This window comes from Halopseudomonas sabulinigri, assembly GCF_900105255.1.
GTDB lineage: Bacteria > Pseudomonadota > Gammaproteobacteria > Pseudomonadales > Pseudomonadaceae > Halopseudomonas > Halopseudomonas sabulinigri.
Map to the genome: position 1 here is coordinate 456,267 of NZ_LT629763.1, position 12,533 is coordinate 468,799.

Genomic DNA, 12,533 nt, shown 5'->3' on the forward strand with positions numbered 1-12,533 from the left:
TCACAGCCAGCAGTCGTGATTCATGCCCCAATCCCCCTCAGGTAAGGAGACGACGATGCTGGTCATCATTCATGGCTGGAGTGACAACTACAGCTCCTTTCGCGCGCTGGCCAAGCGGCTGGCATCCCCCTTGCCGGACGGCATCGGCGCCAGGGTGGCGGAAATTCACCTCGGCGATTACATTTCGCTGGACGATCAGGTCACCTTTGCCGATCTGGTTGAGGCGATGGATCGCGCCTGGACGGACGCCGGTCTACCGCGCAAGCCGCGCAGTGTGGATGCCGTGGTGCACAGCACCGGTGGTCTGGTGATCCGGGACTGGATGAGCCGCTTTGCCGTCGACAAGGTCCCGATTCATCGCCTGTTGATGCTGGCGCCAGCCAACTTTGGCTCGCCGCTGGCACACACTGGGCGCTCGGTGATCGGTCGGGCGGTAAAGGGCTGGAAGGGCACTCGCCTGTTCGAAACCGGGGCGCAGATTCTCAAGGGGCTGGAGCTGGCCAGCAGTTACAGCTGGCAACTGGCCGAGCGCGATCTCTTTGTTGATGACAGCGTGTTTGCGCCATCGCGCGTGCTCTGTACTGTGCTGGTGGGAAACACCGGTTACAGCGGCATCTCGGCGGTGGCCAACAAGCCGGGCACCGACGGGACAGTGCGGGTTTCCACAGCGAATCTGGCGGCCGCGCGCATGCTGATCGACTTCAGCCATGAGCCAGGCAAGGCGCCGCGCATCGATTACCAGGCCGTGGACGCCGCCGGGCTGGCATTTACCGTGGTAGATGGTGAAGACCATGGCAGCATCACGGCCAAAGGACGCGGCACCAACGAGTCGATAACCTGGAGCCTGATCTGCGGCGCGCTCATGGTGCCAGATACCGGTTTCGAGGCCTGGCGGTTGCGGCTGAAAAGCCACTGTCATCAGGTCAGCCTGGCTGCAGCACAGCGTTCCGGCGATCATTTTCAGCGCTATCAGAACACCGTGTTTCGGGTGTTCGACAACCACGGCGAGTCGGTTACCGACTACATTATCGAGTTCTATATCAACGATGACCGCACTACGCGCGAGCGCCGCCTGACCAAGGTCATTCAGGAGGAGGTGATCAAGGGGGTGCATGTGTTTTCCGGCGAGAAGACCTACCGCAGCCTGCTGATCAATTGTGATCGGTTGTATGAGCTGCTGCCGCGCCCGGAAGATCGCCTGCGTATCAGCATCACCGCTTACCCGGAAGTCAGTAATGGCAAGGTGGGTTATCGGACCTATACCGATGACGACATCGGCGCCTTGTCACTCAGCCTGCAGCAGGTGCGTGACATGTTTCGCCCGCACCGCACGCTGTTGATCACCCTGTGTCTGAAGCGTTATCAGCAGGAAGATGTGTTCCGTTTCAAACCGGTGTAGGGGGGAACCTTTGCCCGCCGGCATTACTCAGAGAGCGAGATGCGGCCGCGCCTGGCCGCGGTATATTCAGGATCACCAGAGGTTGGTACCAGATGCGTGCTCACTATCTGCAACACGCACCCTTTGAAGGGTTGGGAAAGATTGAACAGTGGCTGGAGCGCAATGGCTATGAGGTCAGCGCAACCCACTTGTACCGGGATGAACCCTTGCCCGACGCGCAGGCGCTGCAACAGATAGATCTGCTGATCATCATGGGCGGCCCCATGAGCGTAAATGACGAAGCGCAGTTGCCGTGGCTGGCGGCAGAGAAAGCCTTCATCCGTCAGGCGCTCACCGAAGACCGCCGCATACTCGGTATCTGCCTGGGCGCACAGTTGATCGCCAGCGCCCTGGGTAACTCGGTGCATGCCAATGCTCAGCAAGAAATTGGCTGGTTCCCGGTGCAGGGCAACACCCACCATAACGGTGCGGCTTTTCATTTTCCGCCGGAGGTCACCGTTCTGCACTGGCACGGTGAAACCTTTGATCTGCCCCATGGCGCCGTACCCTTGGCATCAAGCGTTGCCTGCGCCAACCAGGCGTTTCAGCTGGGGCGCTCGGTGATCGGTTTGCAATTTCACCTGGAAGCGACCCGTGAACTGCTGACTGACTTCATTCAGGCCGATGGTCAGCACCTGCAGCACGCTGAGTTTGTGCAGCCCGCCGAACAGATTCAACGCGTGCAGGACCCGGTACTGGCCGCCACCTCGGAGTTGCTTGATCAGCTACTGGATTACCTTACCCGCAAGGAGGACGTCGTATGAAGCCACTTCAATCAGCCTCACTGGTACTGGCGACAACACTGCTCGGCGCCTGTGTTGAGTTACCTGAAAAGGTCGAGCCAGTGCAGGGGTTTGAGCCGCAGCGTTACTTGGGTATCTGGTATGAGGTGGCGCGGCTGGATCACTCGTTCGAGCGCGGGCTATCCAACGTGACCGCCAATTACAGCCTGCGCGATGACGGCGGCATCAAGGTTATCAACCGTGGCTGTGACGCCGAGAAGGCTGAGTGGGATGAGGCCGAAGGCAAAGCCTACTTTGTGCGCGGTGAGGACGAGGGCTTTCTCAAGGTATCGTTCTTCGGCCCTTTCTACGGCACCTACGCAGTCTTCGATCTGGATCAGCAGGATTACCAGTATTCGTTTGTGTCGGGGCCGGATACCGATTACCTATGGCTGTTGTCCAGAACCCCCGAGGTCAGTGACAGCGTGCGCGCAGACTTTCTACAGCAAGCCGAAGCGCTGGGTTTTGCGACCGATGAGCTGATCTGGGTGGAACAGGGCAAGTCGCAATGTCAGCCGGGCGATAAAGGCTGAGGCGTTTATGTGCCCATAGCAGCATGAAGTAGGCGCATTTTGACATTATCTGACGTGGAGTTTGCCTGCGCTTACCGCTAGTCTTTGCGTAATGCTAAAGCGGATCGAAGGCGCTTCATGCTTGATATCACCACCCTGATGGCTGTGTTGGCGCTCACAACCGTGACCTCGGTGTTCGGCTTGCTGGTGGCCAGCGTGCTCAACCGGCAAGTAGTTGCGATCCGTTACTGGGCCCTGGGGCTGAGCATCATCGTCTGCGGTGTGGCTTTGCAAAGCGTACGTGCCTACTTCCCTTTATGGGTCAGCGCTGTTGTGATCACCCAGGGTTACTTCGTCCTGTTATGGGGCACGCGCTGCTACCGCTTGAGCCGTTCCTCGCGCGGCTTTGTCCCTGCAATGGTGATAATTACGCTGTTGCAGGGCCTGGTGTTCTTCGCACTGCAGGCATCACTGCGCTTCAGCATCATGGCGCACAGCGCGATAGTCGTACTGGTCGCGGTGCTGATGATAGTGGAGCTGTGGCGCATGCAGATCCCGCAGCGTGCGCTGGTCTGGGTCTGGAGTGGTATCTGGTGCATGCACGCTTTGTTGTACTTGCGGCGTTTTCTGCTATACCAGTTCGACTCCGCGTATATCAATGCCAGTACCTTCGAGGCGGCGGAAAAGGTCGAGGCGCTCAATTACCTTGAGGGCATCGTCTTCCTCTATGGCTTTTCGCTGTTGTGTGTGATTCTGGCTACCCGCAGCTTGCAGGAAGAGCTCAAGCTGCAGGCGACCCGCGATCCTTTGACCAATCTGCTGAATCGCCGCGCCTTTGAAGAGGCCGCGCTGCGCCAACTCGCCATCAGTCGCCGAGCGCGTGAAGGCGTCGCCCTGTTGTTGCTGGATCTGGACAAGTTCAAGGCGATCAACGATGCCCACGGGCATAGTGTGGGTGACGAAGTGTTAACAGTATTTGCGGCACACCTGACAGCACAGCTGCGCGCGCAGGATTTGCTCTGTCGCTTTGGTGGTGAGGAGTTTGTCCTGCTGGTTCCCGGTGCGGACAGCGCTAAGACTGAAGCATTGGCTGAGCGTATTCGTTCGCGTTGGCAGAAGCACACCTTCAAGTCGCTGCACGGCGAGTTGGCGACTACGGTCTCGATAGGCTATGTCTGCGTGAACGATGGTGCAGAACAGGGGCTCTATCGTTTGATCGAGCGCGCAGATCAGGCGCTATATGAAGCCAAGCAGCAGGGTCGAAACTGCGCGAGAAGCTGGCAAGTCGAGGGGATTCTGACTACGGCTGGCGTGTAAGGCGCCGCCTAACCCATCTCAATTAAGGTTGTATGCATATGATTGTGGTTCATCACCTGAACAACTCGCGCTCACAGCGCATTCTCTGGCTGCTGGAAGAGCTGGGGCTGGAGTACGAGGTCAAGCGCTATGAGCGCGACCCCAAGACCATGCTGGCGCCGCCAGAGCTCAAGGCGGTGCATCCACTGGGCAAATCGCCGGTAATCACGGATGGAGAGCTGACACTCGCCGAGTCGGGCGCAATTATCGAGTACCTGGTCGATACCTACGGGCAGGGCCGTCTGGCACCGGCGCATGGCAGTCCGGAGCGGCTGCGCCTGAACTACTGGCTGCATTACGCGGAAGGCTCGGCGATGACCCCGCTGCTGCTCAAACTGGTATTCAACCGGGTTGAATCGGCGCCCATGCCGTTCTTTGTAAAGCCGATTGCCAAAGGCATCGCCGGTAAGGTCAAGGGCACCTTGGTCGAGCCGCAGATCATTCAGCATTTGAATTACCTGAACGACGAACTGGCAGCCACCGGCTGGTTTGCCGGCAGTGAGTTCAGCGCTGCCGATGTGCAGATGAGCTTTCCGCTGGAGGCAGCTGCTGCTCGCGGCGGTCTGGATGACAAGTGGCCTAACCTGATGGCGTTTCTCGCGCGCATACACCAGCGCCCGGCCTATAAACGCGCGCTCGAGCGTGGCGGCGAGTACGACATTATCGGCTGAAAAACACAGCGCGAGGCGCCCAGAAAGCGGCGAAAGCCGCGTCCCGGTGCTTGCCTCGGGCTGTGTCAGTTCTGCCAAATAAATAATTCAAGACACATCTTGTTTTTGCCTACTCTGTCCAATAGAGTGCTTTGCAGATAACAAAAACAGAGATAGTGCATGTCACCATCCCCCGAAGAAGCGGCGGCAGCGCTGCGCGCAATCAATAGCGTGCAGGCCAGGGCCGCCGGCTTTCAAGACTACCGCGCCGAGTCACGGCAGTTGATGCTGTGGGGCGTGGTCAATCTGCTTGGCTGTGTTTTCACCGCGTTGTTCCCCTCATTTTTGTTGCTGATCTGGCTGGCCGTGGTCATCGTCGGTCTGGTCGTGGGTGTGCGCCTTGCGCGCATTGCAGAGGAGGTCATGCCTGGCATTGTCTGGCGTTACCTGCTGGTAGTGGGGTCTGTGCTGCTGTTTGCGTTGCTGTTGCATGTGGTCATGTGGCCGCTGACGCCGCGCCAGGGCAGTATGATAGTCCCGCTGTTTGTGGCCACCCTTTACGTTATTCGCGGCGCGCAGTCGCGCCCCCGTTACGTGATCATTGGCGCCGGCCTGGCGCTGCTTTGCTTCTGCTGTTTTCTGTTTGCTACCAGCCACTACTGGTGGTGGCTGGCGCTTGCCTGGGGCGGCACTTTCATCCTGTCCAGTCTCTGGCTGAGGCGTACCTGATGCAAACGCCTGATGACCTCATTCACCAGCCTGTGCGGCTCAAGATCATGGCCGCCCTGAACACGCTGGCAAGCAATCAGTGGCTCGAGTTCGTCTCGCTGCGGGCGATCGTGGACACCACCGACGGTAACCTCGGAGCACACTTGGGCACGCTTGAGGGCGCCGAATATGTACGCATCAAAAAGGATTTTGTCGGCAAGAAACCGCGCACGCGGGTATGCCTGAGTGTCAAGGGACGAGAGGCCTTTGCGCACTACGTGGCGACCCTGCACGCGATTCTTGCACCGCAGAATATTGATACCTGAGCGCAGTACCCAACAACCTCACATAACAATCAACAATCGGGGGCAACATGCAGAGTCGTACATTTACCACCTTCGCCAATCGCTGGCATAGCCGTTTGCGGGCGCTTTCATTGATGCTGCTGCTGGGCGCTGGCGGGCTGTCAGCCAGTTGGGTCTGGGCGCAGGCGGAGGAGGCCAGCACCGCGGCAGCTACCCCCGCCGTCAGTCAGGCTGCGCCAGCGCAGGTACCCACCATTGCCCAGGAAATTGCCGCGCAACAGGCGCTCCCGGTCGAAGCCTTTGGGGTGCGCGAGATGTTCGAGCAGGCCGACGCGCTGGTCAAAAGTGTGATGCTGCTGTTGGTGTTCTGCTCACTGCTGACCTGGGCCGTGCTGTTCGAGAAGATTTTTGTATTCTCCCGGGCACGTCGTGGCAATCAACGCTTTCTCAAGGCGTTTCGCGCAGGCCAGTTGGATGTGCTGAGCGAGACGGCAGATAACAGTGCGATGGGTCGGATGTGGCAGGTAGGGCAGGCGGAGCTGAAGCACTATCGCAGCATGCCCGCGCAACCGGCAGAGACCGACCGCGTCAACCGCTTACTGCAGCGCATGGCACTGACCGCCGGTATCGTGCAGGAACGTGATCTGGCGCGGATGGGCAGCATGATGGGGGTACTCGCAACCATTGGCGCCACGGCCCCCTTCATCGGTCTGTTTGGCACGGTATGGGGCATTCTCAACAGCTTTGCCAGCATTGCCACGCTCAAGTCGGCCAGCCTCGCAGTGGTCGCGCCCGGTATCGCTGAAGCCCTGTTGGCCACCGCGCTGGGTCTGTTTGCGGCTATCCCTGCGGTGATGATCTTCAACAAGTTTGCGCGTGACATCAACGGCTTTGTCGGCGCCCTGGATAACTTCTCGGCAGAGATGATTGCCAGCGTGTCACGGCAACTCGACGAAGGACGCTGATATGGCAATCCAGCTCAGTTCAGGGCCGCAGGTAAAGCGGCACAACTACCAGCAGAACGCCGAGATGAACATCACGCCCTTTGTGGATGTGATGCTGGTACTGCTGATTATTTTCATGGTGGCTGCGCCGCTGGCAACTGTCGATGTGCCGGTGGATCTGCCGAGCAACGCGGCGACACCCAGCCCGCCACCGCAGGATCCGATCTATGTCAGCGTACAGGCTGATGGTCAGTTGTTTGTGCAGGAGCAGGCTACCAGCCTCGCAGACCTGTCGGGCCTGATCACGGGTGTCACCTCGGGAGCCAAGGACACGCGGTTGTTTCTCCGCGGCGATCAGGCCGTGGATTACGGCACCCTGATGCGCGTCATGAATACCCTGCAGAAGGCGGGTTACACCCGCATCAGCCTGGTCGCCTCGGAAGAGCTGGAGCCCTGATGAGCCACACGACAGATAGCAGCCGGTGGGCGGTGCGTCTGCTGGTGGTCGGGGTGTCTTTGGGGCTGCATGCAGCCTTGCTGGCGTGGTTGTTCAGCAGCCAGTTTCGTCACGCCGCCCCACCGCAGCAACAGGTGGTCGCGGTGGAGCTGGTAGAGATTCCGCCACCGCCGCCAGAACCCGAGCCAGAGCCGGAACCGGAGCCAGAGCCGGAACCGGAGCCTGAACCCGAACCGGAACCGGAGCCCGAGCCGCCGCCCAAACCACGCGTGGTGGAGCGCCCAACGCCGCCGCCTGCGCAGCAGCCCAAACCGCGTGGTCCGCCGGTGCACAGCTTTGGAGCCAACCAGCAGTGGGCCGCGCCACAGGCACCAGCACCCAGCGCGCCGGCGAGCAGTCGCGGCCGTATGGCGCCGTCGGGCTATGCCGATACCGTGAAAAACCGCGTAATCGCCAACCTGAAACGCCCCGAAGGCTCGGTTTACAAGCCGCCGCCGGGCTATAAGGGGGACCCAAACGACTTCAAGCGCCAGTGCTACATCCCTTACGAAATTACCGTGGATGGTAGTGGCCGCATGGTGTCGTTCGAGATAGATCGCTGTGGCGATACCGTGCTGGATCAGGCTGCAGAGCAAGCCATCCGCAGTGCCGGACCTTTCCCTGCACCGCCGGGTGACGGTGCAGGGCAATACATCATTTATGGCACCGCCATTTTTATCAAATAGGCAGGAGACAAGTATGTCGATCAACCAACGCCTGATGCTTGTAGCAACCCTGGCCGCGCTCGGTGCCTGTGTGAGCGCACCACCGCCGCCACCGCCCAAGCCTGACCTGACGCCAAAGCTGACGCCGCTGAACGCCGATACCAAGGCCAGTTTTGAGTGTGCCGGGGCGCTGCCAGCGGTGCATCGTCAGATCTGTGCCAGCGACGCGCTCGCGCAGCAGGACAAGGACCTGGCCAATTACCTGCGTAAACGCATCGATCAGCTGGATGTGCCAGGCGCCCTGGTGCTGGAGGCGAACCAGCGGCAATGGCTGCTGAGCCGGGCAGGGCAGTGTGGGCTGGGTGTCGATACCGCCACCGGCGTCGCCGCCGACAGCAACGCCATCGCCTGTCTGCAGGCGATGTATCGCCAGCGCGACGCGCAGCTCAAGGCCTGGCCCACGCCCCAGCCGGAGGCGCAACGTGAGCGGCATGCCTGGTCAACCTATGCAGAGTTTCGTGTTGCGGAAGACCGGAGCAACGGCATGTGCAGTACCCTCGTTAACGGTCTGAATCAGGCCATGGCACGCGATGGCCGTATCAGTATGGCGGCGTTACCCGGCGCGGAGCTCAAGGCCGGTAGTCACGCTGCTGTCACTAGCGCCGAGGTAGGCGGACAACAGATTACCGTTGAGCTGTATGACGCCGGTCTGTACGCCGGTTATCAGCAGCGCGCTCGCGGATTGCGGATCAACGGCCAGGTGGTGATGGATGATCGCATGCTGCCACGCTGGGTCGCCGAGCAGCCCAACTACGGTGGCCGGGCGCACGCGTCCTCATCGCAGACTGGTGATTACGCCAGTATCGACGTGTTCACCTATCGCGGCCAGACGCTGGCGCTGGTAAACGAAACCTGGGGGTTCTACTCGCCGGCAGCGCGGGGTGAATCGGCCTATGCCGGTGTTTACAGCCTGCAGGGTGGCGTGACGCCGCAGTGCCTGCTGCAGGCCTACCTGACGCCGCCACGGACCAATACGCTGCGCGGCTTGCCGGCTTACAGCGCGCTGGATAGCGAGCTGACCAGGTTGGCCGGAGACCCGTTGCCGGGTTATTCGCAACAGGATCGGCGCGATCTGCATCAGCGCTGGAAAGAGCGCCAGTGGACGTTGCTCAACCTGCCACTGCTGGGGGTTGACCAGTTGCAGCGCAATGGCCGCGAAGCTGCCGTGCGCGCCCGTCACGATGCGGCGATGGACCAGTTCTTCGCCTGGTCGGAGCGTAATATCGGCGCCAAGCAGCTTTATCGCAAGTTGATGCCCATGCTCCAGCCGGCGCACCAGGAGCTGGTGTCGATGTTTGCGGCGCAGGGACTCAAGCCCAAGGAAGCCAGCACCGCTGCAGACCTGCTGTTCCATGAAACCTTTGCGCGCACGATGGAAAACCTGCAAGCGCCTACCGAGGCACCGGCTGCGCCGGCTGCTCCCTTTGCCCGTTACTCGCCGCGTTACGCCTTTGCACCGCAGCCGGGCGCTCTGGAGCAAGGACGTCAGTTCGCCACGCTGCACAGCGTTTTGCTAAATGGCGCGCCGCTGCCGGTGATCAGCGATTTTGTCGATTACGAAACCGATGTGCTGGGCCGCCAGCGCGGCCTTGGTCCGGATGGCGACACGGCGCTGATGGCGGCGGTGGAAAATCCGGACGCGGTGGCATTTTTGCTGCAACGGGGCTTCGCCGTGGATGAGCCTAATCATTGGGGCAAAACCGCGCTCATGTCTGCCGCGCAGGCAGACCAGCCGCAAAGCGCCACGCTGTTGCTGCAGGCGGGCGCCAATGTGCACGCCCAGACCGAGCGTGCGTCTGGCTTGGGCGTGGGTGGGCCGGACCGCCGTGAGGCCGAGTCGCCACGACAGACCGCACTGTTGATTGCCGCCGGGGAGGCGGGTGCTCGCATGATCGACACGCTGGTGGATGCTGGCGCTGCCAGGCAGGCATGGAGCGGCTACGATCAGCAGGTGTGTCAGCAAATTGAGAAAAATACACGTTTGGATCAGAGCCAGCGTGCGCGTTACCTTGCTTCGGATCTCTGCAAGGCCGCTTACGCCCCAGTGCCGGTGAGTGCGCAAAAGGTCGTCGATATTCGTGCTGGCGATCAAATGGTGGTGCGCGATGACGGCACCGAGTATGCCATCAATCTGCTGACCCGCCCCGCGATGCTGCTGTTTGGGCGACCGGCTGAAATAGCCCCGGCCGAGATGCGGGAGGAGGTCGGCCAGATCGCTGTCAATGTCGCCATGACGGCGCAGCGCAAGGCTGGCGGCCGCATTACGGGACCATTGAACCTGGTGTTCGAGAATCTGGCGGATAACACCCCCGAGTTGCTCAAGCCAGTGGTCAGCTTCCCGGTAGAGGGCAATATTGGCAGCATCGCGGGCTACCGTCTGATACCCAGGCAGCAGGAGCAGGTATTGAGCCTGCACTTTCAGGCCGACAAGCACAGCGTCGAGGGTGCCTGGCGAGCTTTGTACAGTGCGGCCTATACTCAGGGTTTGAAGCCCTCGGGCGCCGGTTACGTGGTCATCAACAACCGTGGTGTCTATCGCGTCGATTATCAGTTGGTGGTCACCGATACCTACGCAGACCAGTAACCGCCGAGGAACCTGAGGTGCCCGACTGCGTCTGATGAGTCGGGCAAACTGCAAAGGATGTGATCAATGCGAATTCTAGGGCTGCTGGCCATGACAGGACTTTTGCTTGGTTGTGCGACACAGGGCGCGAGCCACACAGAGCTGCCTTCGTTCTATCTGCCAGCCGACCCGGACACCCGGCTCAGCAAATATGTCGAAAAAGTAAAGCCGGCAGATGCGGAAGCCTCCGGCTTTACCTTGCTGCACAAGGGCAATGACGCCCTGGCCGCACGCCTCAAGCTGATCGACATGGCCGACAAGAGCCTAGATATCCAGTACTACATCTACAAAACCGACATCACCGGCGGGCTGCTCACCGAGCATCTTCTCAAGGCGGCAGATCGTGGCGTGCGGGTGCGCCTGTTGCTGGATGATATTGGCAGCAGTCTGGAGGACATCAAGGTATCGATAGTTGATGAGCATCCCAACATTGAAGTGCGCCTGTACAACCCGCTTAGTTTGCGCCATGAATGGTTGAAGATGTTCAGCAAACTCGGCGAGTTTGGACGCATCAACTATCGCATGCACAACAAGCTGATCGTGGCCGACAACCGCGCCATTATCACCGGTGGCCGCAATATTGGTGACGAGTACTTCGCTCTCAGCGATATCGACTTTCAGGATGTTGATGTGATTGGTATTGGCCCCATCGCCGATGCGGCATCCGACAGCTTCGACAATTTCTGGAATAGCGGCATTGCCATCCCGATCGCCACCTTGTCGGAGGAGTCAAATGCCGAGGCGCTGGCCGATATGCGTGCACGCCTGGGCTCGAAGAACCGGCAGGCCGAGCAGGACCCCTACCTGAAGGCAGCGGCGCAATCGCCCTTTATCCAGGCGATGAACAGTGGTGAACTGGATTGGCACTGGGGGCACGCAAAGTGGTTCTACGACGACCCCTCCAAGTCCGATCCGCACGGTGATGGTAACGAGGTCGCGTTTCTGGGCCGGAGCCTGGTCGAGCCTATGAAGGCGGCGGAAAGTGAGCTGCTGCTGACGTCAGCCTATTTTGTGCCGCGCGAGGGTGGTGAAGACATGCTCCTGGGTATTCGCGACAAGGGTGTGGCTGTCTCGGTGCTGACCAACTCGCTGGCAACCACCGATGTTCTGGCCGTGCACAGCGGTTACGCCAAGTCCCGCGAGCGGCTACTGCAGGGTGGGGTAAAAATGTGGGAGCTGCGCCCCATCGCCGGTCAGCAGGAGCGCGCCAGTCCGTTCCTCGGTGAGTCGTTGGCCAGCCTGCACGCAAAGACCTTTGTGTTTGATCGCAAGGCGGTGTTTGTCGGTTCGGTCAACCTGGATGCGCGCTCGGTCAAGCTGAACACCGAAGCGGGCGTCTACATCGAGCAACCGGAAATTGCCCAGGAGATGGTCGATCTGTTTGCGCGCTGGACCTCGGAGGACTTCGCCTACCACCTTACTCTGAACGACGACGATGACCTTGAGTGGCAGGCTGAGGGCAAGACCTGGACCACTGAGCCGGCGGCCAGCCGCTTCCGTCGCTTCATGAGCTGGACGCTTGGCTGGTTGCCGCTGGAAGGGCAGCTCTAAGGCGCGGCTCCCGCTGCCTCAGACAGGCTGACCAAGCCAGCGCTGTGCGGCGCTCAGGTACGCAGTGGCGTGCATGAGCACCGCGTTACCGTCCTGATGCTCCACCGCCTGGTGGAGTGATTCCAGCGGCACGGCGACTGGTGCCGAGGGCGTACCCAGCAGCAGTAAGTCACTTTCCAGTTGGTAGCTGAGTTCATCGATCAGGCTGAACGTGTTGCTGTCGAGCGGCGCGTTCAGCAACTGCTGCAGCGATTGATTGTGAGCGCTCAACTGCATGACCACGGCGTGCAGGGAATTACAGGGCGTCTTGCCGGCGGGACTGGCGGTCGTCATGGCGGGGCTCATCATGGCGACGGTAAGGCTGACGGGTAGCAGGTGTACTTTCATGCGCTCATCCATAATGATAATCAAACTCATTAAGGATTGTAATCAGCCTGCCCAGG

The 12,533-nt window shown here is 60.4% G+C and carries 13 protein-coding genes; 12 read left to right on the top strand and 1 reads right to left on the bottom strand.

The window, feature by feature from the left end; translation table 11 throughout:
• Positions 1-55: 55 nt before the first annotated feature.
• From BLU26_RS01985 to BLU26_RS02045, 12 genes are all read left to right on the top strand, one after another.
• A complete protein-coding gene (locus BLU26_RS01985) occupies positions 56-1,399 on the top strand; it encodes an esterase/lipase family protein (RefSeq protein WP_092283361.1) in 1,344 nt (447 codons plus the stop codon).
• A 92-nt stretch (positions 1,400-1,491) separates the two neighbouring features.
• Positions 1,492-2,202 (top strand): type 1 glutamine amidotransferase, encoded by a 711-nt coding sequence (locus BLU26_RS01990; protein ID WP_092283363.1) that lies wholly within the window; start codon positions 1,492-1,494, stop codon positions 2,200-2,202.
• Complete coding sequence (locus BLU26_RS01995; protein WP_092283365.1) at positions 2,199-2,753, top strand: lipocalin family protein; 555 nt, start codon at positions 2,199-2,201, stop codon at positions 2,751-2,753. The genes BLU26_RS01990 and BLU26_RS01995 overlap by 4 nt, the downstream gene beginning before the upstream one ends.
• A gap of 117 nt (positions 2,754-2,870) precedes the next feature.
• A complete protein-coding gene (locus BLU26_RS02000) occupies positions 2,871-4,049 on the top strand; it encodes a GGDEF domain-containing protein (RefSeq protein ID WP_092283367.1) in 1,179 nt (392 codons plus the stop codon).
• A 38-nt stretch (positions 4,050-4,087) separates the two neighbouring features.
• A complete protein-coding gene (locus BLU26_RS02005) occupies positions 4,088-4,759 on the top strand; it encodes a glutathione S-transferase (protein ID WP_092283369.1) in 672 nt (223 codons plus the stop codon).
• 159 nt (positions 4,760-4,918) lie between these two features.
• A complete protein-coding gene (locus BLU26_RS02010) occupies positions 4,919-5,467 on the top strand; it encodes a hypothetical protein (RefSeq protein ID WP_092283371.1) in 549 nt (182 codons plus the stop codon).
• Positions 5,467-5,772 carry a winged helix-turn-helix domain-containing protein gene (locus BLU26_RS02015; RefSeq protein ID WP_092283373.1) on the top strand — a complete coding sequence of 102 codons (306 nt, stop codon included), beginning with the start codon at positions 5,467-5,469 and terminating at the stop codon, positions 5,770-5,772. Before BLU26_RS02010 ends, BLU26_RS02015 begins: the two co-directional genes overlap by 1 nt.
• A gap of 47 nt (positions 5,773-5,819) precedes the next feature.
• Complete coding sequence (locus BLU26_RS02020; protein WP_092283375.1) at positions 5,820-6,716, top strand: MotA/TolQ/ExbB proton channel family protein; 897 nt, start codon at positions 5,820-5,822, stop codon at positions 6,714-6,716.
• A gap of 1 nt (position 6,717) precedes the next feature.
• On the top strand, positions 6,718-7,152 hold the full coding sequence (exbD, locus tag BLU26_RS02025; RefSeq protein WP_092283377.1) for a TonB system transport protein ExbD: 435 nt from the start codon (positions 6,718-6,720) through the stop codon (positions 7,150-7,152).
• Entirely contained in the window at positions 7,152-7,877 is a 726-nt protein-coding gene (locus BLU26_RS18515) for a TonB C-terminal domain-containing protein (protein WP_157719276.1), read from the top strand. The genes exbD and BLU26_RS18515 overlap by 1 nt, the downstream gene beginning before the upstream one ends.
• A 13-nt stretch (positions 7,878-7,890) precedes the next feature.
• On the top strand, positions 7,891-10,500 hold the full coding sequence (locus tag BLU26_RS02040) for an ankyrin repeat domain-containing protein (protein ID WP_157719277.1): 2,610 nt from the start codon (positions 7,891-7,893) through the stop codon (positions 10,498-10,500).
• 66 nt (positions 10,501-10,566) lie between these two features.
• Positions 10,567-12,090: a phospholipase D family protein gene (locus BLU26_RS02045; RefSeq protein WP_092283383.1), complete on the top strand. Its 1,524-nt coding sequence runs from the start codon at positions 10,567-10,569 to the stop codon at positions 12,088-12,090.
• Positions 12,091-12,108: 18 nt separating this feature from the next.
• Here the strand turns inward: BLU26_RS02045 and BLU26_RS02050 are convergent, their stop codons facing one another.
• The gene (locus BLU26_RS02050; protein WP_157719278.1) at positions 12,109-12,477 is read right to left on the bottom strand and encodes a DUF6746 family protein; all 369 of its coding nucleotides are present in this window, start codon (positions 12,475-12,477) and stop codon (positions 12,109-12,111) included.
• Positions 12,478-12,533: the final 56 nt, after the last annotated feature.

Excerpts from the sequence above, each read along its gene's own strand:
- BLU26_RS18515 (WP_157719276.1), top strand. The coding sequence starts at position 7,152 with ATGAGCCACACGACAGATAGCAGCCGGTGGGCGGTGCGTCTGCTGGTG.
- BLU26_RS02020 (WP_092283375.1), top strand. The coding sequence starts at position 5,820 with ATGCAGAGTCGTACATTTACCACCTTCGCCAATCGCTGGCATAGCCGT.
- BLU26_RS02045 (WP_092283383.1), top strand. The coding sequence starts at position 10,567 with ATGCGAATTCTAGGGCTGCTGGCCATGACAGGACTTTTGCTTGGTTGT.
- BLU26_RS02005 (WP_092283369.1), top strand. The coding sequence starts at position 4,088 with ATGATTGTGGTTCATCACCTGAACAACTCGCGCTCACAGCGCATTCTC.
- BLU26_RS01990 (WP_092283363.1), top strand. The coding sequence starts at position 1,492 with ATGCGTGCTCACTATCTGCAACACGCACCCTTTGAAGGGTTGGGAAAG.
- BLU26_RS02015 (WP_092283373.1), top strand. The coding sequence starts at position 5,467 with ATGCAAACGCCTGATGACCTCATTCACCAGCCTGTGCGGCTCAAGATC.
- exbD (WP_092283377.1), top strand. The coding sequence starts at position 6,718 with ATGGCAATCCAGCTCAGTTCAGGGCCGCAGGTAAAGCGGCACAACTAC.
- BLU26_RS02040 (WP_157719277.1), top strand. The coding sequence starts at position 7,891 with ATGTCGATCAACCAACGCCTGATGCTTGTAGCAACCCTGGCCGCGCTC.
- BLU26_RS02050 (WP_157719278.1), bottom strand. The coding sequence starts at position 12,477 with ATGAAAGTACACCTGCTACCCGTCAGCCTTACCGTCGCCATGATGAGC.
- BLU26_RS01995 (WP_092283365.1), top strand. The coding sequence starts at position 2,199 with ATGAAGCCACTTCAATCAGCCTCACTGGTACTGGCGACAACACTGCTC.
- BLU26_RS01985 (WP_092283361.1), top strand. The coding sequence starts at position 56 with ATGCTGGTCATCATTCATGGCTGGAGTGACAACTACAGCTCCTTTCGC.
- BLU26_RS02010 (WP_092283371.1), top strand. The coding sequence starts at position 4,919 with ATGTCACCATCCCCCGAAGAAGCGGCGGCAGCGCTGCGCGCAATCAAT.
- BLU26_RS02000 (WP_092283367.1), top strand. The coding sequence starts at position 2,871 with ATGCTTGATATCACCACCCTGATGGCTGTGTTGGCGCTCACAACCGTG.